We start from the raw sequence: 25,273 nt of genomic DNA, 5'->3' as shown, positions 1-25,273 counted from the left end.
TATGAAGGACAAATTAAAAAAAATTCACTATTACAGTGTGCGGATGATTAAGGAGCCTCGTTTAATCAGAGTTGCAGGTTCTCGAATCAAACAAAAATTGAAAAGCGGTATTAGTCGACTACCTAATCCACAAGCAAAGATGCGCCAACGGGCTTTAAAAAAGCAGCGGGAATTAAACAATTACGAAAATCCCAGCCGGGTTTTGATTTATGTGATTTTTGAAAATCAAGCACGTCTACAGGAATACAAAATTGTTTTTCTTAAAGCTCTGGCGAAATTGTCCCCCAGAGTTTTGATTGTGGTGAATGGCAGTTTGCCGGAGTCTGATGAAAAACGGTTAGCAAAAATCGGCGAAGTCGTTTTTCGAGAAAATAGTGGCTATGATACAGCAGCTTTTAAGTTTGGCGTTGACTACTTAGGAAAAAAGGGCTTGGCGGATTATGATGAGCTCTTACTGGTTAATGATACTAATGTTGGACCAATCGGCGATTTGGCGGCAGTTTTTCAAAAGATGGCGGCTAAGAGAGTTGATTTTTGGGGAATATCTTATGGTGAAGAACAAGGGGATATTACTGGATTTAATCCATACGGGTACATCCCTGTCCACCTGCAATCTTATTTTTTAGTGATAGAAAAGTCGCTTTTTTTAACGGATAGTTTTTTTGATTATTGGCGAAACCTTGGCGAAACTAATACTCGTTTTCAAGCAATCGGTCGTCATGAAACAGTTTTTACCAAACACTTTGCGGATTTAGGCTATCTGCATTCGGCAGTTACTTTAAATAATCAAGATTCTGCGATGTACATTCACCCTTTAACGATGCTTCAAGAGGGCGTGCCTTTGATTAAATACTCGGCTTTTTCTAATTATGACAATCAGCAATTTGTCTGGCAAGGCTTGCAAAGAGAAACAGAAGTGCCAGCCTTGTTAAATTTTCTAAAGACGACGGATTATCCTCCAGAAATAATTGAAACAATTATGCAGCAAATGCACGACCGGCATCGGGAAAATTACGTACTAATTATTGACGGCGTTGAAAATGTAATCCCCCAGCTAACAAAATATCGCGTGGAAAATAAAGTTGAACAGCTACGCTCTACTGGTTTAGCCGTCCGCAAAGTGAATTTGTCTGAGCTGCAGTTAAAGGGTGCACAGGATGCTAGTCACATTATTATATATCGTGCCAGCTATACACCACTTTTGGAGCAGTTAATTCAATTGGCTAATCAATTTGATAAACCAGTGCTTTATGATATTGATGATTTAGTTATCGATACCAAATATACGGATATGTTGAGCTATACCCAAGGATTAAGTAAAATTGAAAAAGAAAATTATGACGCTTCCGTTAATAACTATCAAAAAATGTTGATGCTCTGCGATGGGTCTATTACCTCGACGGGAAAATTGCAGGAAGAGTTGTATCATTATAAGTCATTAGTTTTGCTAAATCGAAATTTAGCCAATGATGAATTAGTCGCAATCAGTCAAGAGCATCTGCGAGAGTACGGTCAGTCAACTGAGAAAGTCGCAATCGGCTATTTCTCCGGTTCGATTACCCATAACGAAAATTTTGAATTGATTAAGCCGGCTATCATTGATTTACTAAAAAAATATCCCTATCTGGAGCTGCATCTAGTAGGTCATTTGGATGTGCCAAAGGATATCGCGAGCTTTAAAGAGCAAATTGTCACCCATGATTTTGTCGATTGGCGGCAATTACCAGCGCTTTTAAGCCAAGTCGATATTAATTTGGCGCCATTGGTAACCTCAATTTTTAATGAAGCGAAATCAGAAATTAAATGGCTTGAGGCAGCTTTAGTTAAAGTGCCGACTGTTGCTAGTGATATCGGAGCATTTCGGGAAATGATTCAAGAAGGGAAAACTGGCATTTTAGTCAATGACCATGATTGGTTTGAAAAACTGGAAGCCCTTGTGATTGATCAGGAACGACGTCAAACTATTGCCGAACAAGCGTATCAATATGTTTTGGGAAATTGTGTGACTGAAAATAAAGTGGATGGATTGGTGGAGTATTTAAAAAAATCGCATGTTTAAAATCGCGGATAGCGGTAGCCAACTAAATACCAGCGATTTTAATTATCAACCAAGCATCTAACCAACTTTAGTTAGAGAAAAACCTTTTAAATCTGAACAAGATTTTTTGTTACTGAAATGGAAGACGAGGAAGACCTAATGCGTAAAATCTTATTTATTTCCCCATCTGGCACCATGGACAATGGCGCTGAAATTTCTAATTTTAATTTGATGAAATATTTGGTGGCCAGTGGGCATCAAGTCTTTAATGTTGCTCCTCAAGCACGCCATGAAAGCCAAATTGTTTATTTTGACCGGAGTCGTGAGGCAGGAATTGAAACAAACTTCATCCCAATTTTGAAATGGTGGTGGGAAGAAGCCCCCAGCGGTTATCCGGGAACACTAGAAGAACGGGCGATGTTTCATCGGGAAAATATCAAAGTCATCCAAGAATATATTGAGAAAAACCAGATTGACGTGGTGATTACCAATACCGTAAATATGTTTCAAGGGGCTGTAGCCGCAGCAATTACTGGTGTACCACATTTTTGGATGATTCATGAATTTCCAGAGGGTGAGTTTGGTTATTACAAGGAGAAAATTGACTTCATTTCGGCTTATTCAAATGAACTATACAGCGTTAGTGGTGAGCTAAATCAACGGCTGAATGAACTATTCAGCCCCCGGTTAGTGAAAGAATTTTCCCCTTATACAGAAATACATGCTCAAGAATTAAAAGCCGGAAAAAAACGGCGGATTGTTTCAGTCGGTCGTCTCACAAAAAGAAAAAATCAATTGGAGCTAATCAAGGCTTTTGAACAATTATCTACAATTGATCTTGAACTAGTCTTAATTGGTGCATGGGATGATGATTACATCAAATTGTGTAAAAATTATATCAAAGAGCATCAAGTCAAAGGGGTTACCTTTAAGGGAAACTTGGAAAATCCATGGTCTGAAGTGACGGATCAAGATATCTGTGTTTTTCCTTCAGCGATGGAAACATTCGGTTTAGTCTATGTGGAAGCACTGCTCAATGGCGTTCCAGTTATTTTATCAGATAATCCCGGACACCTTTCGGCCTACAATATTTTTAATTTTGGAAAACTTTATCAAAGTGGCGATGTTGCCAATCTGACAGAGAAAATTGTTGAGTTGCTTGAGAATTTCCAGGCAGCAAAGGAAGCTGCAACAGCTTTTAAACCAACGGCAAAGGATTATTATCAAATTGCGACGGTTTATAATGAGCTCTTACAGGATATTGATAGCTACGAAACGACTAGTATCAGTCCTTTGAGGCACCTTGAATATGTTTTGGCAACCAACGAGAAGAAATCACGTTTGGCCCGGTTAGAATTGAAAATTCGTCGGTTTAAAAACAAAGTAGTCAATCGGATTAACCGCTACTTTGACCGGGTTTAGTTCCAATAAGATACATAATAAAATTTGAGTGAGCAGGTTTGTTGTGCTAGATGTCGAGATGCATTTAGTCCAATTGATTCCAGCTGACTCTTTTTTTGTGGTCTTCATCATCTTGTAGTGGAGAAAAATCAGCAAAACTTTTTTAAGAAGCTAAAGTGGAGTTTTTATTTTTCTTTAGGTTAACTCTTTTTTCTGGAGCTTGTCTTTTAAAATCTTACGCTTTCAGTTACAATAAGCATTAGTAAATTTATCCGAAGGGGCTTTTTAAGGGCTAAAATTGGAGGAACAATGAAAACTTTATTAGTGATTCCCGCATACAATGAAGAGGACAGTATTTTGCAGACAGTCCAAAGTATTCAGGAATATCAGCGGACAATTGATTTTGAACTTGATTATGTAGTAATTAATGATGGATCAAAAGATCGGACACAGGAAATTTTAGAAACCAATCAGTTGCATCATGTAAATCTTGTGATGAATTTAGGAATTGGCGGGGCAGTGCAAACAGGTTATAAATATGCTTTAGAAAATAATTTTGACATCGCCGTTCAGTTTGACGGTGATGGGCAACACGATATTCTCTCTTTAGCAGTTTTAATTGAACCAATTGTCAAGGGAGAAGCTGATTTAACGGTGGGCTCGCGCTTTGTTGGGGCCAATCGTTCTGAATTTCAAACTTCTTTTATGCGACGCTTTGGTATCAATGTGATTTCCTTTTTTATCAAGCTCGTGACTGGTAAGAAAATCTATGACACGACGTCGGGGTATCGGGCGGCTAGTCGTAAAGTCATTCAAGCTTTTGCCCGCAGGTACCCTGTTAAATATCCGGAGCCAGAATCAATTGTGCATATGTTGAAGCGCAAAATGCGCGTACAAGAACAGCCGGTTAATATGTTTGAACGCCAAGGTGGAGAGTCTTCGATTACGCCGATTAAGTCCATTCGCTATATGGCGGAGGTCTGCACCGCCATTTTAGTGGCAGGCTTGATGAAGGAGAATGACTGATGGATATTTTTTCAATTGTGATGATTTTAGTAGCCTTATTCTTTTTATATTTCATTATCAGAAGTATCAACAAAAATAAATTTTCTTTGGAGAATGCTGGAATTTGGCTGACGGTCGGGATTATTCTACTGATATTTTCTGTCTTTACACCAATTCCAACTTGGTTGAGCGAACTGTTTGGCTTTCAGCTAACCTCCAATTTCCTATTATTTTTAGCGGTCATTTTCTTATTGCTGATTGTCTTTATGCAATCTTTGCAATTATCCAAACAAAAGGACCAGATTAATATTATCATCCAAGAACTATCCCTTTTGAAATCAAAAAATAAGGAGTCTGCTAAAGATGACGACTAGTTTTACTAACCATACGTTTGTGGTTTGTGCCTATAAGGAAAGCACTTATTTAGAGGATTGCCTACAGTCTTTGCTTAATCAAAAGACAACCTCTAAGATTATTATTTATACCTCTACACCGAATGATTTTATTCAGCGCCTTGCTGAGAAATATCAGCTAGAGTTGTTCACCAAGACGGGAGGTTCAATTGGTAAAGATTGGAACAATGCATTGTCCTTTGTTACGACTCAATATGCAACAATTGCCCACCAAGATGACTTCTATGAAGCGACTTACTCTGAAGAAATTATGCAACAGTTTAAGGAAAAGGCAGATACCTTGATTGCTTATCCAGATTACTATGAATGGAAAGACGGCCAAAAAATCCCTGCTAATACGAATTTAAAAATTAAAAGCCTGATGCTAAAGACAATGGCGATATTTCCTAAGTCAAAATTTTGGCGAAAAAGAGTGTTGGCATTTGGTAACCCCATTTCTTGTCCAGCTGTTTCGTATAATCTAAAAGCTTTAAATGATTTTCGTTTTGATGAGGAGATGCGGGTCTCGTTGGATTGGTACGCTTGGTATCAAATTGCGAATAGAACAGGTGGCTTTGCCTTTATCAATCAAAAGCTGATGTTCCATCGCATTCATGATGAGTCAGAGACGACAGCTTCAATCAGCGACAATTCCCGCACAAAAGAAGATTTATTTATGTATCGTTTGTTTTGGCCACAGCCGATTGCGAACTTTTTAATGCGCTATTATGTCAAGAGTCAAAATACAAATTAGAGAAATAAGGAAGAATGATGGAGAATTTTTATCAAAAAATCTTGAAGCGGCAAGTCAGTCCAAAAACCGAAACCCTCTGGTACAGTATCGGCAGTAGTGTTTATGCTGCTTCTTCAGTCTTTCTGCTGTTATTTGTCACACGTTTTCTAGGGACTTTTGAAGCAGGAGTCTTTTCAATTGGCTGGGCGGTGTGCCAGTTGATGCTAACAATCGGGTATTTCGGCAGCCGTAATTATCAAGTTGCAGACATCCATGATAATTTTTCTTTCAGCTATTATTTTAAATCTAAGGCAGTTACGATTAGTGCCATGCTAATCGGAACATTTATTTATGGCAGTCTTTTAGGGTTTGACCAATACAAGATGACCATTGCTTTTTTGCTGACAGCTTTGATGATTTGTGAGACTTTTGCAGATGTTTTTGCTGGTTTTTTACAGAAGCAAAACCGTTTAGACATTTCTGGAAAATCTTATCTGGGTAGAGTTTTCAGTTATGACTGCTTGTTTTTGATTTTGCTTTTAGTGACTGAAAATTTACAATTGTCATTGATTGGAGCAATTTTTGTTTCACTATGTTGGGTTTTTCTGTTTGATTACCAGTTTGTCCGCCGTCTGGACAAAACGGCTACAAAACGAGTCTCACCTAAAAGAATCTCGCAATTGCTAGTGTATTCCTTTCCTATTTTTCTAAGTGCTTTTTTAACGAACTTTATTATGAATACCCCTAAAAATGCAATTGAAGTTTTGCTAAACGAAGACTTTCAAACTGTCTATAATATTTTGTTCATGCCTTCAGCAATTATTGCGCTTTTTACTTCCTTCGTTTTTGTGCCCATGTATACTCACATTTCAAAAGCATGGCACGATCGACGGTATCAAGAATTTATGCAAATTGTAAAAAAAATCGTATTGCTAGTTTTTGGTTTGACGGTTGTGGTAGTAATCGGCGGATTGTTAATAGGAGTTCCTGTTCTCTCGATTATTTACGGAGTGGATATCTCTGGTTATCGGCTTGAGTTTGCGATTCTATTAGTAGCTGGTGGTGTTAACAGCCTGACTTATCTTTTAGTATATCTATTGACAGTGTTTAATAGTCAAAGGTTGTTATTATTCATCTACAGTCTAGTCGCAATTTTAGCGACCTTGGGTGGGAATTATTTAGTACTCCATTTCCAACTCTTAGGAGCTTCGTTACTATATTTAGCCTCTGTCATTAGCCTAGTGCTTCTTTTAGTAATTTCAGTCACAAAAATTTATCGTCAAGAAAAAAACAACCAGTCTACGATTTTGTAGGCCGGTTGTTTTTTTTATAAGTTAAAATATTTTTACTCGTGCGCAACCGCCCCCTCAATCGCTCCCAACCGGTTCGTTTGCGCATTCCCGTCACATTGCCGCCGTGTCTAACATAATTCATCAGTGGCTTTTCAATGATTGAAATCGAGTAACCGAGTTTTTTTGCGATTAAAAAAAACCACTGGTCGTGCATTTCAAGTTTACTCGGGAAGGGCAGGCTAGCATTTGCCAACCGGCGGGAAATCGTCATCATCGCCCCTGTATAACCATTTTTTTTAAGATTGCCAAGGACACCTTGATGAACATCATTGTGATTGTAGTGATTCCACGAAGGGTCAACGATTGCTCCTTGCCCATCAATCACCACGCCATCATGGACAACAAGGTCGCTTTTTTCACGAGTGATGACTGCCCTCACCGTAGCAACTTTATCTAAAAACCATTCGTCGTCTTGATCGGTAAAGAAAATGTAGTCACCACTTGAGGCCTGCAGCGCCTTTTCAAAGGAGCGAATGGGGCCTAAGTTTTGCGGATTTTCTAGCAGAATTAACTGAGCTGGATACGGCTCAGCGATTTTTTTGATTAGCCCTCTAGTCTCATCAGTGGAGGCATCGTCGACAATGATGATCTCATCAACACTGGAGAGTTGTTTTAAAATCGAAACTAATTGTTTTTCAATAACTTTGGCGCCATTGTAAGTAGCCATGCAAACGGAAATCATGTCGATCCTCCAGTTAAGTTTTTATAGGCAGCCAGTGTTTGGCGCCAAATTTTACGATTTTTAACTTTGACAAATTGTTTGACAAGTCGTTTGAGTAATTGCTTTTTATGATTTGGCACCAATTCTTGTTGGTACTGCAGATAATAATTTGCTTCAGCAGTTAAGATGCTTTGATAGCGCTGATTTGAGACCTGGCTATAATCTAAAACTGAGAGTTGATGTTGTAATTGTGAGTCTAGAATTTCAACTGTATAACCTTGCTGAAAGATTTTCCAAAAGAGCCAGTGATCGAGAAAATCCAGCGGAAAGGCTTCATTAAAACCGCCGATGTTTTCAAGGAGGGCTAACGGTATCAAGCTACCAGAATTGATGGCCATCACATGTCGCTGACAACTGCCGGGCGATGGAAATTGGCTGTCACGATTAATATAAACATCAGCAAAAACTGGTGAAATCTGCTGGCCGCCTGCAAAAATTTGCGGCACAATGGCACCGGTGGTAGCTTCAATTGCAATGGATGCAATTGTATTTAAATAATTCTCAGTAAGAGCAGTATCATCATCTAGCAGGAGTAAAGCGTCAGCACCGAATTGCTGGGCCTGATGCCATGCGTAATTGTATGCTGTAGCCAGACCTAAATTTCGTTGGTCATGGTGATAAAGCACTTGACCAGCAGTAAGTGGATTTTCTTGAGACTGCGGGCTATTATCATAAAAAATAAGTTGGAAATTTTTTTGAGAGGTGAGTTTTTCTAAGACCGGCAAACTAGGCAAGTCAGTAATTTTTTCTTGGTACAAAACCACCACTGCAGTAATTTTATTCATAAGCACCTTTCAAGGCTGGATCTAAAAAAAACGCCAGCCCCATTTATTAAAATAGCTGACCATCGAGCGCATAAAAATCATAAAGACTTTGCGGCTGCGGTGGGAGTCCCGACCGTAAAAATGAATAACAGAAGCTTGCGGGACATACATAATTTCTTTGCCACTTTGTCGCGTTTTTTGGCAGATGTCATTGTCTTCAAAGTACATAAAAAAGCGTTCATCAAAGCCAGCAATTTGATCAAAATCTTTTTTGCGATAAAACATAAAACAACCAGAGACAAACGGAATCGGCTGAATCTCAGTGCGGTCAGTTTGTTCACGGGTTTCAAAAAAAGCTAAGCGTTTTTGAAAAATATCCTTAACAAACTGAAAAGGAATGAAACGCAGCATATAGTCAAAGACATCGAGTTTTTGGCGCATTAAATATTGAGTGGTGCCGTCAGGATATAAAACTTTTGGCGCACTTAACGCAGCCTGAGCATTTTCCTCCATATAATCATACAAAGCTTTTAAACTATGTTGGTCAATTAAAATATCTGGATTGCAAATGACCAGATATTCACTGTCAGTTAAGCGAGCGTTGTGATTGTGGCCAAAGCCAAAACCTTTATTTTCTGGATAAAAGGTAATGGTGACTTGCTCTGAAGCATAGGCTTGCAGCTTCTCTTGATAGTCAGGTGTTGAATTATTGTCAAAAATAAACAGTTCTGCTGAAAAGTTCGGCAGTATTTCTGTTATTAAGTTATCGATAGTTTTAAAGGCGTCACTACTATTATAAGTGACTACGCTTAAAGCGATTCTTTTAATACGCATCCTGCTCCTTTTCATGAAATTATGAAAGTCATGATAATACTACTCAATTTAAGAAAAAAAAGCAATCTGTGACGTATTTTCCAACGGATTCATTAAAAAATCTTAGCCAACCTTGAGAAAATAAGACGCAAATGTTATGCTTAAAATGATTTTTTATAGAAAAGAGAGTCGGACATGCACATTATGTTTACAGTGATCGTTCGTTTAATTGTCACGATGTTTATCGGCATTATTTTGACCCCCTTGGTAAAGTTATTGTCCTTTCAAGTGGGGGCTGTGGATAATCCCGGCCCGCGACGAATAAATACTAAAGTGATGCCTACAATGGGCGGCTTAGCGATTTTTTTGGCCTTTGCCTTTTCCACGATTTTTTTATTTCAAGATTTGATTCCCCGCAGCTTTATCTTTCCGCTGCTGCTTGGCGGTTTAGCGATTGTGATTACGGGAATTATTGATGATATTTTTGAATTGAAGCCACTGCCTAAAACAATTGGCGTCGTGATTGGAGCTTGTATTGTTTATTTTATCGGCGATGTTCGGTTTGATAGCTTGAGTTTGCCGATGATTGGTTTCATTGATTTAAGCTGGATTTCCTTTCCGCTAACCATTATTTGGATTTTGGCGATTACCAATTCTCTGAATTTAATTGATGGTTTGGATGGGTTGGCTTCTGGTGTTTCGATTATTGCTTTGACGACGATAGGCATTATCGGGTACTTCTTTTTAACGGAGCCGCAGATTTTTGTCCCAATTACAATTTTTGTTTTGGTAGCTTCGATTGCTGGATTTTTCCCGTATAATTTTCACCCGGCCCGGATTTATCTCGGCGATACCGGGGCGTTATTTCTCGGATTTATGATTTCAGTCTTATCCCTGCAGAATTTGAAAAATGCCACTTTAATCAGTTTGGTTACGCCGATGGTTATTATGGGAGTGCCAGTCACCGATACTGTTTTTGCGATCATCCGCCGGCATATTAACAAACAAAAAATTTTATCAGCGGATAAAATGCACCTGCATCATCGTTTATTGTCGCTGGGATTCAGCCATAAAGGTGCTGTGCTGACTATTTACGCCTTGGCACTGATTTTTTCCTTTATCGCTTTAATTCTCAGCTACAATACTTCAATTTGGGCGGTGCTTTTATTGGTTGCGGCCGTCGCTATCGGTTTAGAGCTGTTTGTTGAATTGATTGGCTTAATGGGACCAAATCGCCAGCCGTTGATGTGCTTGTTTAAATTCTTCGGTGATAAGGACTATCGAACTCAGTTAAAAGAAAAATGGTTTTCAAAAAAGTAATCAAGCCTTTAAAGCTATGTTAATTTCTATTGACATAGCTTTGTTTATGGAAAAGGCTATGATATAATCTTAAACTGTTGAGAGCAGAAATTATGTTAAAAAAATAGATGAATTGAGGTTAAGGAAACGATGAAGGGAATTATTTTAGCAGGCGGTTCTGGTACGCGTTTATATCCGTTGACGAAGGCTACATCAAAGCAATTGATGCCAGTCTATGACAAACCAATGATTTATTATCCAATGTCCGTTTTGATGTTGGCCGGAATTCGGGATGTGTTGATTATTTCAACGCCGGATGATACGCCAAGATTTGAACGGCTTTTTGGCGATGGCCATGAACTAGGCATGAATATTGAGTATGCTGTTCAAGCAAGTCCTGATGGCTTGGCGCAGGCGTTTATTATCGGAGAAGAGTTTATTGGCGACGACAGTGTCTGCTTAATTCTAGGTGATAATATTTATTACGGCGGCGGCTTGTCTAAAATGTTGCAGCGGGCAGCCCAAAAAGAACAAGGCGCTACGGTTTTTGGTTATCATGTCAACGATCCGGAACGCTTTGGAGTCGTTGAATTTGATGCAAATATGCAGGCGTTATCGATTGAAGAAAAACCAGAAAATCCCAAATCAAATTATGCAGTCACTGGACTGTATTTCTATGATAATGACGTCGTTGAAATCGCTAAAAACATCAAACCTTCTCCTCGAGGGGAATTAGAAATTACCGATGTTAATAAAGAATATTTAAATCGTGGAAAACTGTCGGTTGAATTAATGGGCCGCGGCTTTGCGTGGCTGGATACTGGGACCCACGAATCGTTATTAGAAGCTTCAACTTTTATTGAAACGATTGAAAAACGCCAAAATTTAAAAGTTGCCTGTTTAGAAGAAATTGCTTATCGCATGGGTTATATCACTAAAGAGCAAATGGTTGAACTAGCACAGCCTTTAAAGAAAAACGCATATGGTCAATACCTTTTGCGTTTGGCAAATGAGGAGTAATCATGGGGAAATTAAACGTAACGAAAACTAATTTGACAGACGTCTTAATCATTGAACCAGCAGTTTTCGGTGATCATCGTGGCTTTTTTACTGAAAGCTATTCTGAAGAGGACTTTACGAATGCTGGTATCACGACAAAGTTTGTTCAAGATAATCATTCGCTGTCTTCAGAGGCAGGAGTTGTACGGGGCCTGCATTTTCAAAAAGGTCAGGCTAGCCAAACTAAATTAATTCGAGTTGTCACTGGCGCCGTGCTAGATGTCATTGTGGATATTCGAAAAGGTAGTCCGACTTATGGAAAATGGGAAGGCTATATTCTTTCTGAGAGTAACCATCGGCAATTATTAGTACCCCGTGGCTTTGCCCATGGCTTTATGACATTAACACCGAACGTGAATTTCATGTATAAGTGTGACAATTATTATAATGCCCAAGCGGATGGCGGGATTGCTTTTGACGACCCAGAACTAGGCATTGACTGGCCGATGGATTTAGAAAAGGCCATCACCTCTGAAAAAGACAAGCATCATCCAACTTTAAAAGCTTTTCAAGCTGAAAATGATTTTGTTTATGGCGAAATTTAAGCAAGGAGAATTTTAATTTATGAAAAATATTATTGTCACGGGCGGAGCCGGCTTTATCGGGTCAAATTTTGTCCATTATGTAGTCAATCATCATCCAGAAGTCCACGTTACAGTTTTAGACAAACTAACCTATGCTGGCAACAAAGAAAATATTGCTGGCTTACCTGAAGACCGGGTTGAGTTAGTTGTCGGCGACATTGCCGATGCGCCTTTAGTTGACCAACTAGTTGCAAAAGCTGATGCAGTTGTGCATTATGCTGCTGAATCCCACAATGATAACTCATTGAAAGATCCATTTCCTTTTGTCCAAACCAATATTATCGGTACCTACACTTTAATCGAAGCTTGCCGCAAACATCAAGTCCGTTATCACCATGTTTCAACTGACGAAGTATACGGCGATTTACCGCTAAGAGAAGATTTGCCAGGTCATGGTGATGGTCCCGGTGAAAAATTTACTGCAGAAACGCCTTATAATCCATCTAGTCCGTATTCTTCAACGAAGGCGGGTTCGGATTTATTAGTAAAGGCTTGGGTTCGCTCATTTGGCTTGGCGGCAACCATTTCAAATTGCTCGAACAATTATGGACCTTATCAACATATTGAAAAATTTATTCCCCGCCAAATTACCAATGTTCTTTCAGGGATTAAACCAAAACTTTATGGCGATGGTAAAAATGTGCGGGATTGGATTCATACCAATGACCATTCTTCAGCTGTCTGGAGGATTTTAACAAAGGGTAAAATCGGTGAAACGTATTTAATTGGTGCCGATGGCGAAGAAAATAATAAAGAAGTTCTGGAATTAATTTTAGAATTAATGGGCCAATCTAAAGATGCCTACGATCATGTCAAAGATCGTGCCGGCCACGATTTGCGCTATGCAATTGATTCAACAAAATTAAGAGATGAATTAGGCTGGACCCCGGAATTTACCAACTTCCGTGATGGTTTAGCCAATACAATTCAATGGTACACCGACAATCGTCAATGGTGGGAAGCTGAAAAAGCTGCTGTCGAAGCGAATTATGCGAAAAACGGACAATAATTTTTACAATTGAAAGAGGCTGTGGCACTAGTCAACAACCCCAATGAAGCTTTCATTGCTGGCGACTTTTGTTTCAGTCTCTTTTTACATCAGAAAAAAGGAGCAGATTAGATGATTTTAATTACAGGCGGCAACGGCCAATTAGGAACAGAATTGCGCCATTTATTGGATGAACAAAAGTTAGATTATATTTCAACAGATGCGGCAGAAATGGATATTACTGATGCGCAAGCGACGATGGCAAAAGTAAAAGAAGTGAAGCCAAGTTTAATTTATCATTGTGCAGCTTATACAGCCGTTGATAAGGCTGAAGATGAAGGTAAAGAACTAGATGAGCTAATCAATGTAACAGGAACTAAAAATGTTGCTGAAGCGGCCAAAGCTGTGGGCGCAACTCTCGTGTACATTTCCACAGATTATGTCTTTGATGGCACAAAAAAAGGCGGCATGTATCAAGAAGATGACGCCACCAATCCTCAAAGCGAATACGGCCGCACTAAATTATTAGGCGAGCAAGCAGTTCAAGAAATTTTGGAGAATTATTATATTGTCCGTACCTCTTGGGTCTTTGGAATTTATGGGCATAATTTTGTTTATACCATGCAAAAGTTAGCTGAAACTAGAGATACTTTGACGGTAGTCAATGACCAGTACGGCCGTCCAACTTGGACCAGAACTTTAGCCGAATTCATTAGCTTTTTAAATGCAGAGGCGGCACCCTTTGGCATCTATCATTTATCTAATGAAAACAGCTGCTCATGGTTTGACTTTGCCACAGAAATTTTGAAGGATACCAATGTTAAAGTTTTACCAGTAACTTCAGAAGAATATCCGCAAAAAGCAAAACGCCCGCAATATTCTGTGATGGATTTAAGTAAAGCCGAGGCATTAGGCTTTAAAATTCCTACTTGGCAGGAAGCTTTGGCTCAGTTTTTGGAGTTGGAGAAGGGGAAATAGTAGTAGAGAAATACATTAAATAAATTAGGAAGATATTTTTGGGGGATTTATGAAATTTATAAAAAATTCTTTTGCAGAGTTTATGCAAAATAAAACAATTCTTGTTTGGGGTATTATCATTTTACTTACTTGTCAGTTTGCGATTCAATATCGTGGAGCTTTATGGCCAAAATTATACATGTTGATTGTTGGAGCTGTTTTTGTAGTTGCGCTATTTTTGATTCGAGTTAAAGATCCAAAAAAAATTGCGAGGAATGGTTTTCTGATTATTGTACTATTTGGGTTATGTGATTCTTTAATCACACCAGTTCGTCAAGATCTTGATGAAAACCACCATTATTATAATGCAATGCAGCTAGCTGATGGTAAATTTAGAATTCAAAGTACAGAGATGGACTTTTTAGAAATCTCACCTGATTTTTTAACAATTTCTGGGTTTCCTAGTCGACCAGAAACCGGAGAGCCTACAAATACCAATCTTTATTATGAAGCGTTTATGTCTTTGGAACACCAGCCGTCAAATTATCAAGAAGATTTGCTTACTAAAGGAAATCTTATTAGCCCGTCTTATTATGCTAGTGGTTTAGGAATTGCTGTCGGGCGCTTATTGAGTAATAAAGTTGCTTTTTCTTACTATATGGGACGTTTTTTTAATTTGCTTTCTTTTGCATTGCTCGCTTATTTAGCAATCAAAATTTCAAAAGTATTTAAGCTACAATTATTAGTTATGGCTACTTTGCCATATGCATTATGGATTACGGCTGGCTTTAATTATGATTCGCTATATTATGGTTTAGCTTTATTAGCAGTGAGCTTGTTTACTAATATTCTGCATGAAAAAAAACTTACACCAAAATCAGCATGGCTTTATGGCTTAGTTTGTGTCGGCTTTGTCACAAATAAAGTGCCAGTATTTTTACTAATATTTCTTTTGTTGTTTTTACCAAAAAGTTATTATTCTAAGCAGTTAAATCGTCTAAAAGCTTTCTTTATTACAATTTTTTACTCAATTATTGGTGGAGCTTGGTTGGTACAAGGAATATTTTTCCGTTTATTAGGGGAGAGCTCGGCTAAGGTAGCGTTAGGTAATGATCAGTCATTGTTTTCAAGGATAGCCTATTTTGTTTCTCATCCAGCTTATACAATTGGAGTAATTCTTCGAGGTATTTCAGAATTATTTTTGAGTATCATTGGTTGGATTGGGAAACCTCAGCCCTATAATATGCCATCACAGACTCTCTGGATTATCAATGTAGGGATATTTTTATTGCTATTCATTATGATAAGTTACAATTTAAAAATTTCGCTTTCAAAAAACATGTATATAGTCACTTCAATTACAATACTGATAATAGGACTAGCTTCTATTTTTGCGATTAGTGGCGATATACGAGTGTTCGAATTAGGAGATCTTTATGTTAGTGGTGTTCAGGGAAGGTATTTTTATTTTCTATTTGGTTTCTTACCATTACTGTTGGGTCCTTTAATGAACAAAATGACAGAACAATTAGGAATATCAGTATCTGGATTGAATACTGAAGTTCGGTATACGATGATTGTAAAGATTATTCTTCTAATTACTTTTTTTAATACTTGTATGGGCATGTATGGGTTCCTATAAGATTTAATCAGCAAAAACCAAACTGCTTTCTATTATTTCAAATTAATTTGAAAAATAATAGAAAGCTTTTTTGTTCAAGTATCTTAAGTAAGTATCAATGGATTGAGAAGGTTCAAGGATCTGGGGAATTACATTTTTTCGATGAGCTGTTGATTTAAAAAATGCGATTTTTTTTATTGATATATTTAATTTGCAATCAGTCTTAAAAAAAAATACCATTATGCTATACTTATGTTGTTAATAATTTTTTTATTTTTGAGTATCTGAATTTTTTTCTTGGGGTAGTTTTTTTAGATAGTCAAGTTGGTTTAACTTTGGGGAAAGTAATTATTATTTGTTGCACATGTGGAGTAATATTGGAGCATTTAATAATGAAATAAGAATATTTGGGGAGGATGAGGAATGAAAAAGTCGATTTACCAAGCAGGTGTAGTCTGCTTGACTGGGGTTTTGATTTTAGGCTTAGCTGAAGGAGCCCAAGCAAGTGAAATTACTGCAACAACAGCAACGACAGCGTCAAGTGAACAATTGCTGACAGAAACTAGTGAAGCTTCAACGGAGGACTCTAGCAGCAATTTAAGTGAAAATAGTAGCACTATCGAAGAAGCCACAGTAGATAGCTCGACAACAATCAATAGCAGTGAGGAAATCCAAGAAGCTTCACAGGCAGAAGAGTTTATTGCTGAACCTCAGATAACTTATCAGGCCCACGTAGAAAATATCGGCTGGCAGGCACCGGTTTTTGACGGTCAGCTTGCTGGAACAACCGGCCAAGTGCTACAAATGGAGGCTCTTAGAATTGGTTTGGAAAATTCACCATATACCGGCGTCCAAATTGAATATCGAACCCACTTAAAAAATATTGGTTGGACCAATTGGGTTAGTGATTCTGAATTAAGTGGAACTGTTGGGAAGAACGTGCCAATTGAAGCAGTGCAAATTCGCTTAGTAGGTGAGATTGCTGAGGAGTATGATGTTTATTATCGAGTTCACTCATCGAATTTTGGCTGGCTCGATTGGGCCAAAGGCGGTATTGATAACAAAGGAGCTGGCACAAGCGGTTTTGCATTAGAAGCTGAGGCAATTGAGATTCAATTAGTCAAAAAAGGCGAAGTCTTTAATCAGCCAACGACTCGACCATTTGTCGAGTTTGCAAATTCAACGATTTCCTATCAGGTTCATGGTGCTGACTACGGATGGCAAAATCCAGTTGGAAATGGTGGAGCTGCCGGAACAGTTGGCCAAGCTCGGCGGCTTGAAGCAATTAAAGTGAATGTAGCTAACCCGAATTTAACTGGTGCTGTTCAAGTCTCAGCCCATGTTCAAGAACTTGGCTGGCAAAGTTATGTTGGCGTTGATCAGGTGGCTGGAACCACTGGTCAAAGATTACGGATGGAAGCTCTAAAAATTAAACTAACCGGCGAGTTAGCGCAATATTTTGATATTTATTATCGGGGTCATGTTCAAGACAAAGGTTGGTTAGGCTGGACCAAAAACAATGGCATAATCGGCAGTATCGGTGCTGCTAAACAAATGGAAGCCATTGAAATTCGATTAGTCAAAAAAAAATCAGTGTATATTCCCGAAAGTAAATCATATTGTACGGCGGAAGATTTTATTAATTATTCCGAAATTAATCGGAATAAACTTTTAAACGTAGCTCGTAGCTATGTATCGAGTTATAAATACAGTCAAAATAATGTATTTACCTCTAAGTATAATAAGCCGCATAACGGCTGGTGTTCTTTATTCATTGAATATGCTTTTGAAAAAGCCGGCTTAGGTAGTCTCTTCTACGGTGGACAATATGAGTGGAATCCACGTATTATCTTTGCCTACCATCAAGCGAGAGGCCAAGTAGTAGCCAACCCACAACCAGGAGATATTGCATTTGTTGACTGGGCAGGACATGGCTACATCACCCATGCAGAAATAGTCGAGACAGTAGGAAACGGTAGCACTGTTGGAGTGATAACTGGAAATTGGGGCGACATGGTGACGCGAGTAAATCGTCCTAAGAGTCAAGTTGTCTATTATGTAAGACCTAATTATTAAAAATTATCAAGACTGCAGTCATAGATTTACAGGGAAGATTTTCAGAGGCAGTGCCATTAGTTAAAAAAGAGTTATAATTTACGGCCGATATACAGCAGGTGCTAATAATTTTGTGAATTTGTGATGAGGACCGTTTGGACCACGGAGACCAACACATAAAGTCCGAAATTTCATCTGTCCAAAAGACTAATGGCATGGCTTCGGAGGGATTTCTTTTAGTCTGTAATTTTTTGTGCGCAGTCTTTATTTATGAGGTTGTGTAATTGTGAATAAAAGAATGTATCAATTTGAGCTGATTCGAATTGTGGGTATGTTTATGATAGTTCTGCATCATGTAACTGTTCATGGTCATTATGGTGAGAATATGGGAATTTATAGCTTTAATATAGAGCTTTTTTATCCCCAAGCCTTATCAATTTTTGGAAAAGTCGGGGTAATTTTGTACACAATGGTTTCCGGTTACTTTCTAATCGAAAAACAGCCGCAATTAAAAAGACTAGGTTCGATTATCTGGCCGACTCTATTTTATCTGTCGTTAGGATTTATACTTTCAGTCAGGGGTCTCTGGAAAATGGATGCCCTTGACTTATCAACTTTTTGGGAGGTTCTTTGGAATTCCTATTATCCATTTAGTGGGTATTGGTTTGTCAATAGTTATATAGTATTGTATTTTTTTATTCCTTATATAAATCAAGTTTTGATTACTCTAGAAAAAAAAGATTTTGAGAAACTATTAGTAAAACTTCTGTTTATTCTTTCAATTTTTTTCTTATTGACGACAGACTATGCTCCGCTGGGAGGTCTAGGAAATCTTTTAATGGGATATACACTGGGAGCCTATTTGAAACGTTTCCCTCTTAAACTTAAAACTAGACAAATTTGTTTCGGGTTAATTGGATCTATAGGTCTGACGGTTCTTTTTATTTATATAACAGACCTGTTTCCTCCGACTGAAGCAGGATTACTTATGCGAATAATTAATTCTCCACTGATTATTGCTTATGATAATAGCTTAATGATGGTTCTAATTGGCTTTTTTGCATTTTTACTTCTAGCAAGAGTGCAGATCAAAAATAGTTTTATTCAAAAGACCTTATTAATTCTTGGCAACAGCATGTTTGGCGTTTATCTGCTCCACGATAATCGGGTGATTGGCGATCGAATTATGGTCTATTTAGCTCAATTCCTACAGGATACTTCTGTTGTGATTGTTCCCATAATCATTGTTTTGGCGATTGGTTTGTTTGTCTTGTGTACAGTCTTTGAATCAGTAAGACAATATTGTGCAAAAAGGTTTTTCAACATAATCGGGCGAAAAAAAGTTTAGGAGTTGACTATGAAAAAATATTTAGGAATGTCCATCACGGCTCTGCTCCTGTTGGCCGGATGTCAGGAAAATAACGATACGTGGGAAGCGAATACTGCCGAGAGTGCTCAGCTACAAGCTCAAACTTCGACAGATTCACAGTCTTCTCAAACGGAGGGTCTTTTGACTTATAACTATGACGACAGCCGTTCAACTTGGCTGTACCTCAATGAAGCTAATGATGTTGTAGAGGCAGAGGGAAATTATCAAACAGTCCTCGCAATGGAATCAGTGATTAGCAACGAGTTTCGCCAAGAACTACAACAATATTATGATGATGGTTATGCACTGGAGTTGGAGTTGGAAACTGGGGAGCCAACTGGTCTAATTTTAGCCAGAAAGGCTGAGGCTGAGGAACTTGAAATATCAGTTGGATTAAGTAATCTTGATTATCCTCGAGGTAGAGAAGCTGCTGAAGAAATCTCTGCTGCAGAAAAAACCACTGCTGAGACGCAAGTTATCACAGACAGTTCTGAAAATAGTAATCAAGAAGTTAACAATTTTGATGAGGCAGTCTTTGCGATAAAAAATGTCCTAGATTTATCTGAGGATGATTCAACGTATACTTTCTACGATTTTGGCATACAAAATGATCAACGAAATTTTTATTACGTGATGTATCGCTTAACAAATGAGTCAGCAGAAAATTTTGCTAAGGTTTATCAAGATAACGGGGAAGTAGTTTTTGAATGAGGAAAACTGCTAAAAATTATGGTGGCAATTCGTTTTAAAGCGCTAGTAGATAAAAAAAGTTGTGCTTAGTTTGTCAATGACACAAGCACAACTTTTTAATTTTTACTGCTCCAAACGCACTAATTTCTTAAGAGGTGCCACGCCGAAATGATCTTCTTGGTAAAGTAAAATATTTGCACAGGCTCGGCTATCCTCTAAGGCGTCATGATGGTTTTCTAAAGTAATACCTAATTCTTGGCAAACTGTGTTTAAGCGGTGATTTTTCATTTCCGGAAACAGTTTGCGACTAGTTCTGACTGTGCATAAAGAAAGATATTCAGGGCGAGTCAGCTGATAATAATCTAAGCAGCCCGCTAAAACTTTTGTATCAAAGCCGGCATTATGGGCGACAATTAGTCGGTCCCTTTGAAAATATTGCTGAATCGTCTGCCAAACTTCAGGAAACATTGGTGCTTCACGAACATCTTCTGGATGAATGCCGTGAATTTGAATATTACGGTAGAAAAATTCTGTTTCAGGTTTAATCAGTGAGTAATACTGACCGACAATCTGACTGTTTTGAACCATTACTAAGGCTAAGGAACAAGCGCTGTGGCTTTGGTAATTAGCCGTCTCGAAATCCATTGCAATAAAATTCAAAAGGATTCCTTCTTTCTTTTAAAACTAAAACGTAAGGTCGACTTCCACAGGACAGTGGTCGCTGCCAAAGATTTCACTATGAATTTTAGCCTCTGTTAGCTTACTTTGCAAGTCATCAGAGACCACAAAATAATCAATCCGCCACCCTGCATTGTTTTGGCGAGCATTGAAGCGGTAGCTCCACCAAGAATAAGCACCTTCTAAGTCCGGATAAAAATAGCGGAAGGTATCAGTAAAGCCAGTCGCTAATAACTCGCTGAATTTTTCCCGCTCCTGCGGTGTAAAGCCGGCATTTTTTTGATTGGTTTTCCAATTTTTTAAATCAATATTTTCATGGGCGACATTTAAATCGCCACATAAAATCACTGGCTTGTCAGCTTTTAATTTATTTAAATACTCTCTAAAGGCATCTTCCCAAGTCATTCGGTAGTCTAACCGGCGTAATTCGTTTTGAGAATTCGGAGTATAACAAGTAATCAAATAAAAATCTGCATATTCTAAAGTGATTAGCCGGCCCTCTTGATCGTGTTCCTCAAAGCCCATGCCATAGCGAACACTCAAAGCTGGCTCCTTGGCAAAAATCGCCGTACCAGAATAGCCCTTCTTCACCGCATAATTCCAGTACTGTGTATAGCCTGGCAAATTTAAGTCAATTTGTCCTTCTTGAAGTTTGGTTTCTTGAAGACAAAAAAAGTCGGCGTCCAACTCCTCAAAGACTTCCATAAAATTTTTTTTAACCACAGCCCGCAGACCGTTGACATTCCACGAAATAAATTTCATTGCTGCTACATCCCTTCTTAAAAACTTTTCTCTCTTTATTTTAGCGGAATTTATAGTAAGATGAAAGTAACTAAATTCAGGAGGACAATAAAATGAAATTTGGAGTTATTGGTCTAGGGGGTATTGCTCAAAAAGCGTATCTGCCGACCTACAGTCAAAATAGAAATTTGGGGGAGTTTATCTTTGCGACCCGCAATCCAGAAACCCGCCAAGAAATTCAAGAGAAATATGGTTTTACCAAAATGGTTGCGACGATTGATGATTTGCTGGCAGCGAAGATTGATGCGTGTTTTATTCATGTGGCCACTAAAGTGCATTATGAAGTAGCAAAAGCTTGTTTGACAAATGGTGTTCATGTTTTTATGGATAAACCAATTTCTGAGCGGGTTCATGAGGTGAAAGAGCTGCAGGAATTAGCTGCAGAAAAAAATCTAATTTTCATGACCGCTTTTAACCGTCGTTTTGCTCCAATGGTGGATCAATTAAAAAATTTGCCGGAAAAACGCATTATTCAAGTACAGAAAAATCGTGAAAATAATCAAGGAACAGTTACTTTTGCTATTTATGATTTGTTTTCACATGTGATTGATACGGCAGTCTATCTGTTAGATGGACCGATTCAGCTGATTGACAGTCGTGTGATGGAGAAAGCCGGCCAATTAGAATTTGTGACGGCCACCTTATCAACCCCAACGAGTACAGCTTTTGTCACGATGGATTACCGTAGTGGCGCCAATACTGAAATTTTTCAGGTGACTAGCCCAGAAAAAACCTTTATTCTAGATGATTTAACCAACTTAACGATGATCGAAGGAGAAAAACGGAGTCAAAAATCCTTTGGCAATTGGGACACGACTTTATTTAAACGGGGCTTTGAACAAATGGTGACGAGCTTCATCAGTGCAGTTGACTTAGGTGATGACAGCTTTTTACGCCAAGAAAAGGTATTGTTAACCCATGAAATCTGCGGAGAAATTATCGCTCAGCACCAAAGACATTTACTATAGCTTAAGGCTTTCTAGACTGGCTAGAAAACTCTTTTGGAACATGCTAAAATAAGAAGGATGTTTTTAAAGAGAGGAATAAAATCGTGGAAACAATCATTTTACCTAAAGAGTTAAATCATATTACAGTATTAATCAATGAACCTTTAAAAAATTATACGTTCACAAAAACGGGTGGGCCAGCTGATTTACTAGCTTTCCCCAAAAATACTTCTGAAGTAGAAGAATTAATGGCTTTTTGTCGAAATGCTCAGTTGCCGTGGCTGGTGCTAGGCAATGCCAGTAACTTAATTGTTCGTGACGGCGGCATTCGTGGGTTGGTCATCATGTTGTCTGAAATGAAACAAATAACCGTGTCAGGTAACATTATTAGCGCTGAAGCGGGTGCCAAATTAATTGACACCACTTATGCAGCGTTAGAACACTCCCTGACTGGCATGGAGTTTGCCTGCGGAATTCCCGGCAGCATCGGTGGCGCTGTATTTATGAATGCGGGAGCCTACGATGGTGAAATTAAAGACTGTTTTGATTCAGTCGATATTTTATTGGCAGACGGCAGCTTAAAGACGTTGACTGCCGCAGAGATGCAGTTTACTTATCGTCATAGCGTGATGCAAGAAACAGACGGCATTATTTTAACCGCTCGTTTCGCCTTAGAAAAAGGCGATTTTGCAGTAATTAAACAACGCATGGATGAATTAACCGAATTACGGCAATTAAAACAGCCTTTGGAATATCCTTCCTGTGGTTCTGTTTTTAAAAGACCACAAGGACATTTTACCGGCAAGTTAATTCAAGACGCCGGCTTACAAGGGTTAAAATGGGGTGGCGCTCAAATTTCTGAAAAACATGCCGGTTTTATCGTAAATATCGATAATGCCACAGCCACAGACTATGTAGAATTAATTGCCCACATCCAAGCAGTGATTAAAGAAAAATTTGCTGTCAACTTGGAGACCGAAGTGCGGATTATTGGGGAAGAGGTTTCTGATAGCTGATTTTATTTATAAGAAAAGGGGACAAAAATCCAAACAATTTTGGATTTTTGTCCCTTTAAACATCGACTGGCCCTCTCATCCTTTAGTTAATTGAAAATAAAAAGGGCAAGAGTAGATTAAATAAAAAGAAAGCAACATAAAAGAGCATGGCCCGCGTTTTTTGTTGGCGCAGGGCCCAGTAGCCGCCAATAATTGTTAAGATATAAATCAAGACTCTGAAAAATTGGACGGCGATTAAAAAGCCGCCTAATTGATTATTTGTGTTGAAATAAGCATAGAGGGGCAAATAGCGGAGAGCTAGAATAAAATTTGCCAAAGAAAAGACGATGGTGAGGAGGGCTGTCCATGTTGCTATTTTTTTCATTTAGATAACCAACTTTCTAAAAATTCATTTTATTATAGCAGAAAAAAATCAGTTGCTGCATCCTTTCGCTATTTATTCTTGGATTTTCTTAGCGTATGATAAGGACAACGATTTAGTTTTTTATTATAAGGAGGAGAAGTTGTGACGGAGTATCGAATTGAAAAAGATTCTTTAGGTTCAGTTGAAGTACCAAAAGCCGCCATGTGGGGGGCGCAAACCCAACGCAGTTTAAATAATTTTAAAATAGGCGGACAAAAAATGCCTCAAGGGCTCTTATTAAGTCTCCTGTTAGTCAAAAAAGTAGCCGCTCAAGCCAATTTTTCAACCGGGAAATTATCTGATGAAAAAAATCAAGCTTTACAACAGGCAGCGCAACAGATGCTGGACAAGCCTGATTTTAGACAGTTTCCTTTAGTGGTTTGGCAAACTGGTAGCGGCACTCAGACAAACATGAACGTCAATGAAGTCTTAGCTCACCTAGCTTCTACACCAGAGCTGACCATTCATCCCAATGATGATGTCAATATGTCGCAAAGCTCAAACGACGTTTTCCCAACAGCCATGCACATTGCAGCAGTCACGGAAATAACTCAAAAATTATTACCAGTAATTGAAAAAACGGTGTCACAATTAAAATTAATTGAAAGAGAAAATCAGAAGGTGATTAAAATTGGTCGCACCCACCTGCAGGATGCAACGCCAATTACTTTTGCTCAAGAGGTCAGCGGCTGGCGGGCCGGCTTAGAACACAATCAAAAAATGCTGGAACAAAGTCTAAGTGAATTACGCCAACTAGCAATCGGCGGCACAGCTGTCGGAACCGGCCTCAATGCAACAGCTGAATATACTGCGGCTTTCATTGATAGTTTAAATCAAGCAACCCAGCAAAATTTTGTTACCAATCCCAACAAATTTCACGCATTAGCTAGTAAAGATGCCTTCGTCTTTGCCAGCGGCGCTTTAAAAGCATTAGCCGCTAATGGAATGAAAATGGCCAATGATATTCGCTGGCTGGCTAGCGGCCCCCGCAGCGGCTTAGGTGAGATTTCGATTCCGGCCAATGAACCCGGCAGCTCGATTATGCCTGGGAAAATTAATCCCACACAAGCTGAGGCTTTGACGATGGTCTGTGTTCAAGTGATGGGCAATGATACTGCCATCGGGATTGCGGCTTCTCAGGGGAATTTTGAATTAAATGTCTTCATGCCAGTGATTATCTATAATTTTTTAGAAAGCGTCGAGCTATTAACAGATGCTCTATATTCTTTTGTTGATCACTGCCTAATTGGGTTAAAAGTCAACCAAGCAAAAATGACGGAATTATTAGAACAATCATTAATGCTTGTCACGGCTTTAAATTCTCATATCGGGTATGACAAAGGGGCTGAAATTGCCAAGAAAGCATTTGCTGAAGGTACAACTCTTAAAGAGGCTGCACTGGCTTTAGGCTATGTAAGTGCAACCGATTATGACGCTTGGGTCCGACCAGAAAAGATGGTAGGAGAATAAAAGAATTAGAGAGGCTAGTATTTTTTCCAGTAAACAGCTTTTTTTAAAAATTCATTATGATTTATGTTATACTGTTTGGGAAACATTTTGCTTAAAGTTGAAAGAGGAGGCTACGTT

The 25,273-nt window shown here is 38.6% G+C and carries 24 protein-coding genes; 18 read left to right on the top strand and 6 right to left on the bottom strand.

The genetic code is table 11. The features are described 5' to 3' along the window. The first annotated feature begins 1 nt into the window (after position 1). From AC1Z3S_RS16005 to AC1Z3S_RS15980, 6 genes are all read left to right on the top strand, one after another. On the top strand, positions 2-2,059 hold the full coding sequence (locus AC1Z3S_RS16005) for a rhamnan synthesis F family protein (protein WP_461741190.1): 2,058 nt from the start codon (positions 2-4) through the stop codon (positions 2,057-2,059). A gap of 138 nt (positions 2,060-2,197) precedes the next feature. Beyond that, the gene (locus AC1Z3S_RS16000) at positions 2,198-3,460 is read left to right on the top strand and encodes a glycosyltransferase family 4 protein (RefSeq protein ID WP_461741189.1); all 1,263 of its coding nucleotides are present in this window, start codon (positions 2,198-2,200) and stop codon (positions 3,458-3,460) included. 288 nt (positions 3,461-3,748) lie between these two features. Next, complete coding sequence (locus AC1Z3S_RS15995; RefSeq protein ID WP_461736381.1) at positions 3,749-4,465, top strand: glycosyltransferase family 2 protein; 717 nt, start codon at positions 3,749-3,751, stop codon at positions 4,463-4,465. Continuing rightward, positions 4,465-4,818 (top strand): DUF2304 domain-containing protein, encoded by a 354-nt coding sequence (locus AC1Z3S_RS15990; RefSeq protein WP_461741188.1) that lies wholly within the window; start codon positions 4,465-4,467, stop codon positions 4,816-4,818. Before AC1Z3S_RS15995 ends, AC1Z3S_RS15990 begins: the two co-directional genes overlap by 1 nt. After that, positions 4,808-5,590, top strand: coding sequence for a glycosyltransferase (locus AC1Z3S_RS15985; protein WP_461741187.1), 783 nt, complete (start codon positions 4,808-4,810; stop codon positions 5,588-5,590). Before AC1Z3S_RS15990 ends, AC1Z3S_RS15985 begins: the two co-directional genes overlap by 11 nt. 17 nt (positions 5,591-5,607) lie before the next feature. After that, a complete protein-coding gene (locus tag AC1Z3S_RS15980) occupies positions 5,608-6,882 on the top strand; it encodes a lipopolysaccharide biosynthesis protein (RefSeq protein ID WP_461741186.1) in 1,275 nt (424 codons plus the stop codon). On the opposite strand, the gene AC1Z3S_RS15975 is transcribed toward AC1Z3S_RS15980, so the two are convergent. The 3 genes from AC1Z3S_RS15975 to AC1Z3S_RS15965 are packed head-to-tail and all read right to left on the bottom strand — an operon-like array spanning position 6,869 to position 9,240. Further along, a complete protein-coding gene (locus AC1Z3S_RS15975; protein ID WP_461741185.1) occupies positions 6,869-7,603 on the bottom strand; it encodes a glycosyltransferase family 2 protein in 735 nt (244 codons plus the stop codon). The genes AC1Z3S_RS15980 and AC1Z3S_RS15975 overlap by 14 nt on opposite strands. Then, the gene (locus AC1Z3S_RS15970; protein WP_461741184.1) at positions 7,600-8,427 is read right to left on the bottom strand and encodes a glycosyltransferase; all 828 of its coding nucleotides are present in this window, start codon (positions 8,425-8,427) and stop codon (positions 7,600-7,602) included. Before AC1Z3S_RS15970 ends, AC1Z3S_RS15975 begins: the two co-directional genes overlap by 4 nt. Positions 8,428-8,448: 21 nt before the next feature. Next, complete coding sequence (locus AC1Z3S_RS15965; protein ID WP_461741183.1) at positions 8,449-9,240, bottom strand: glycosyltransferase family 2 protein; 792 nt, start codon at positions 9,238-9,240, stop codon at positions 8,449-8,451. A 174-nt stretch (positions 9,241-9,414) separates the two neighbouring features. On the opposite strand from AC1Z3S_RS15965, the gene AC1Z3S_RS15960 reads away from it, so the two are divergent. The 9 genes from AC1Z3S_RS15960 to AC1Z3S_RS15920 all read left to right on the top strand — a co-directional run bounded on the left by AC1Z3S_RS15960 (position 9,415) and on the right by AC1Z3S_RS15920 (position 19,862). Continuing rightward, positions 9,415-10,539, top strand: coding sequence for a glycosyltransferase family 4 protein (locus tag AC1Z3S_RS15960; protein WP_461741182.1), 1,125 nt, complete (start codon positions 9,415-9,417; stop codon positions 10,537-10,539). Positions 10,540-10,668: 129 nt separating this feature from the next. Continuing rightward, positions 10,669-11,538: a glucose-1-phosphate thymidylyltransferase RfbA gene (gene rfbA, locus AC1Z3S_RS15955; protein ID WP_461741181.1), complete on the top strand. Its 870-nt coding sequence runs from the start codon at positions 10,669-10,671 to the stop codon at positions 11,536-11,538. Between the two features lie 2 nt (positions 11,539-11,540). Next, positions 11,541-12,122 (top strand): dTDP-4-dehydrorhamnose 3,5-epimerase, encoded by a 582-nt coding sequence (rfbC, locus tag AC1Z3S_RS15950; RefSeq protein ID WP_461741180.1) that lies wholly within the window; start codon positions 11,541-11,543, stop codon positions 12,120-12,122. 19 nt (positions 12,123-12,141) lie between these two features. Continuing rightward, positions 12,142-13,170, top strand: coding sequence for a dTDP-glucose 4,6-dehydratase (gene rfbB / locus AC1Z3S_RS15945; RefSeq protein WP_461741179.1), 1,029 nt, complete (start codon positions 12,142-12,144; stop codon positions 13,168-13,170). Positions 13,171-13,281: 111 nt separating this feature from the next. Further along, positions 13,282-14,127 (top strand): dTDP-4-dehydrorhamnose reductase, encoded by an 846-nt coding sequence (rfbD, locus tag AC1Z3S_RS15940; RefSeq protein ID WP_461741178.1) that lies wholly within the window; start codon positions 13,282-13,284, stop codon positions 14,125-14,127. Positions 14,128-14,176: 49 nt separating this feature from the next. Further along, complete coding sequence (locus AC1Z3S_RS15935; RefSeq protein ID WP_461741177.1) at positions 14,177-15,748, top strand: DUF2142 domain-containing protein; 1,572 nt, start codon at positions 14,177-14,179, stop codon at positions 15,746-15,748. 402 nt (positions 15,749-16,150) lie between these two features. After that, complete coding sequence (locus AC1Z3S_RS15930) at positions 16,151-17,803, top strand: CHAP domain-containing protein (RefSeq protein ID WP_265458412.1); 1,653 nt, start codon at positions 16,151-16,153, stop codon at positions 17,801-17,803. 277 nt (positions 17,804-18,080) lie between these two features. After that, complete coding sequence (locus AC1Z3S_RS15925; RefSeq protein ID WP_461741176.1) at positions 18,081-19,130, top strand: acyltransferase family protein; 1,050 nt, start codon at positions 18,081-18,083, stop codon at positions 19,128-19,130. Between the two features lie 9 nt (positions 19,131-19,139). Continuing rightward, complete coding sequence (locus AC1Z3S_RS15920; protein ID WP_461741175.1) at positions 19,140-19,862, top strand: hypothetical protein; 723 nt, start codon at positions 19,140-19,142, stop codon at positions 19,860-19,862. Positions 19,863-19,964: 102 nt separating this feature from the next. Here the strand turns inward: AC1Z3S_RS15920 and AC1Z3S_RS15915 are convergent, their stop codons facing one another. After that, on the bottom strand, positions 19,965-20,501 hold the full coding sequence (locus AC1Z3S_RS15915) for a 3'-5' exonuclease (protein WP_461741174.1): 537 nt from the start codon (positions 20,499-20,501) through the stop codon (positions 19,965-19,967). Positions 20,502-20,525: 24 nt separating this feature from the next. Beyond that, on the bottom strand, positions 20,526-21,281 hold the full coding sequence (locus AC1Z3S_RS15910; protein ID WP_461741173.1) for an exodeoxyribonuclease III: 756 nt from the start codon (positions 21,279-21,281) through the stop codon (positions 20,526-20,528). 92 nt (positions 21,282-21,373) lie between these two features. Between AC1Z3S_RS15910 and AC1Z3S_RS15905 the strand changes: the two genes are divergently transcribed. Next, the gene (locus AC1Z3S_RS15905; RefSeq protein WP_461741172.1) at positions 21,374-22,288 is read left to right on the top strand and encodes a Gfo/Idh/MocA family protein; all 915 of its coding nucleotides are present in this window, start codon (positions 21,374-21,376) and stop codon (positions 22,286-22,288) included. Positions 22,289-22,371: 83 nt separating this feature from the next. Next, positions 22,372-23,283 (top strand): UDP-N-acetylmuramate dehydrogenase, encoded by a 912-nt coding sequence (gene murB, locus AC1Z3S_RS15900; RefSeq protein ID WP_461741171.1) that lies wholly within the window; start codon positions 22,372-22,374, stop codon positions 23,281-23,283. Positions 23,284-23,365: 82 nt separating this feature from the next. Here murB and AC1Z3S_RS15895 read toward each other — a convergent pair whose 3' ends face one another. Continuing rightward, a complete protein-coding gene (locus tag AC1Z3S_RS15895) occupies positions 23,366-23,647 on the bottom strand; it encodes a hypothetical protein (protein ID WP_461741170.1) in 282 nt (93 codons plus the stop codon). A 141-nt stretch (positions 23,648-23,788) separates the two neighbouring features. On the opposite strand from AC1Z3S_RS15895, the gene fumC reads away from it, so the two are divergent. Next, on the top strand, positions 23,789-25,156 hold the full coding sequence (gene fumC, locus AC1Z3S_RS15890) for a class II fumarate hydratase (RefSeq protein WP_461741169.1): 1,368 nt from the start codon (positions 23,789-23,791) through the stop codon (positions 25,154-25,156). Positions 25,157-25,273 lie beyond the last annotated feature (117 nt).

Source organism: Enterococcus sp. LJL90, assembly GCF_056924355.1.
The sequence above is the reverse complement of the archived record's forward strand: the minus strand, read 5'-3'. Positions and strand labels throughout refer to the sequence as shown.

What these genes read in the sequence shown, in the direction of transcription:
- AC1Z3S_RS16000 (WP_461741189.1), top strand. Translation starts at nt 2,198, where the DNA reads ATGCGTAAAATCTTATTTATTTCCCCATCTGGCACCATGGACAATGGC.
- AC1Z3S_RS16005 (WP_461741190.1), top strand. Translation starts at nt 2, where the DNA reads ATGAAGGACAAATTAAAAAAAATTCACTATTACAGTGTGCGGATGATT.
- AC1Z3S_RS15990 (WP_461741188.1), top strand. Translation starts at nt 4,465, where the DNA reads ATGGATATTTTTTCAATTGTGATGATTTTAGTAGCCTTATTCTTTTTA.
- AC1Z3S_RS15920 (WP_461741175.1), top strand. Translation starts at nt 19,140, where the DNA reads ATGAAAAAATATTTAGGAATGTCCATCACGGCTCTGCTCCTGTTGGCC.
- rfbB (WP_461741179.1), top strand. Translation starts at nt 12,142, where the DNA reads ATGAAAAATATTATTGTCACGGGCGGAGCCGGCTTTATCGGGTCAAAT.
- AC1Z3S_RS15995 (WP_461736381.1), top strand. Translation starts at nt 3,749, where the DNA reads ATGAAAACTTTATTAGTGATTCCCGCATACAATGAAGAGGACAGTATT.
- AC1Z3S_RS15960 (WP_461741182.1), top strand. Translation starts at nt 9,415, where the DNA reads ATGCACATTATGTTTACAGTGATCGTTCGTTTAATTGTCACGATGTTT.
- AC1Z3S_RS15895 (WP_461741170.1), bottom strand. Translation starts at nt 23,647, where the DNA reads ATGAAAAAAATAGCAACATGGACAGCCCTCCTCACCATCGTCTTTTCT.
- AC1Z3S_RS15980 (WP_461741186.1), top strand. Translation starts at nt 5,608, where the DNA reads ATGGAGAATTTTTATCAAAAAATCTTGAAGCGGCAAGTCAGTCCAAAA.
- AC1Z3S_RS15965 (WP_461741183.1), bottom strand. Translation starts at nt 9,240, where the DNA reads ATGCGTATTAAAAGAATCGCTTTAAGCGTAGTCACTTATAATAGTAGT.
- AC1Z3S_RS15910 (WP_461741173.1), bottom strand. Translation starts at nt 21,281, where the DNA reads ATGAAATTTATTTCGTGGAATGTCAACGGTCTGCGGGCTGTGGTTAAA.
- AC1Z3S_RS15935 (WP_461741177.1), top strand. Translation starts at nt 14,177, where the DNA reads ATGAAATTTATAAAAAATTCTTTTGCAGAGTTTATGCAAAATAAAACA.
- AC1Z3S_RS15930 (WP_265458412.1), top strand. Translation starts at nt 16,151, where the DNA reads ATGAAAAAGTCGATTTACCAAGCAGGTGTAGTCTGCTTGACTGGGGTT.
- AC1Z3S_RS15925 (WP_461741176.1), top strand. Translation starts at nt 18,081, where the DNA reads ATGTATCAATTTGAGCTGATTCGAATTGTGGGTATGTTTATGATAGTT.
- rfbD (WP_461741178.1), top strand. Translation starts at nt 13,282, where the DNA reads ATGATTTTAATTACAGGCGGCAACGGCCAATTAGGAACAGAATTGCGC.
- AC1Z3S_RS15905 (WP_461741172.1), top strand. Translation starts at nt 21,374, where the DNA reads ATGAAATTTGGAGTTATTGGTCTAGGGGGTATTGCTCAAAAAGCGTAT.
- AC1Z3S_RS15985 (WP_461741187.1), top strand. Translation starts at nt 4,808, where the DNA reads ATGACGACTAGTTTTACTAACCATACGTTTGTGGTTTGTGCCTATAAG.
- rfbC (WP_461741180.1), top strand. Translation starts at nt 11,541, where the DNA reads ATGGGGAAATTAAACGTAACGAAAACTAATTTGACAGACGTCTTAATC.
- AC1Z3S_RS15975 (WP_461741185.1), bottom strand. Translation starts at nt 7,603, where the DNA reads ATGATTTCCGTTTGCATGGCTACTTACAATGGCGCCAAAGTTATTGAA.
- rfbA (WP_461741181.1), top strand. Translation starts at nt 10,669, where the DNA reads ATGAAGGGAATTATTTTAGCAGGCGGTTCTGGTACGCGTTTATATCCG.
- AC1Z3S_RS15970 (WP_461741184.1), bottom strand. Translation starts at nt 8,427, where the DNA reads ATGAATAAAATTACTGCAGTGGTGGTTTTGTACCAAGAAAAAATTACT.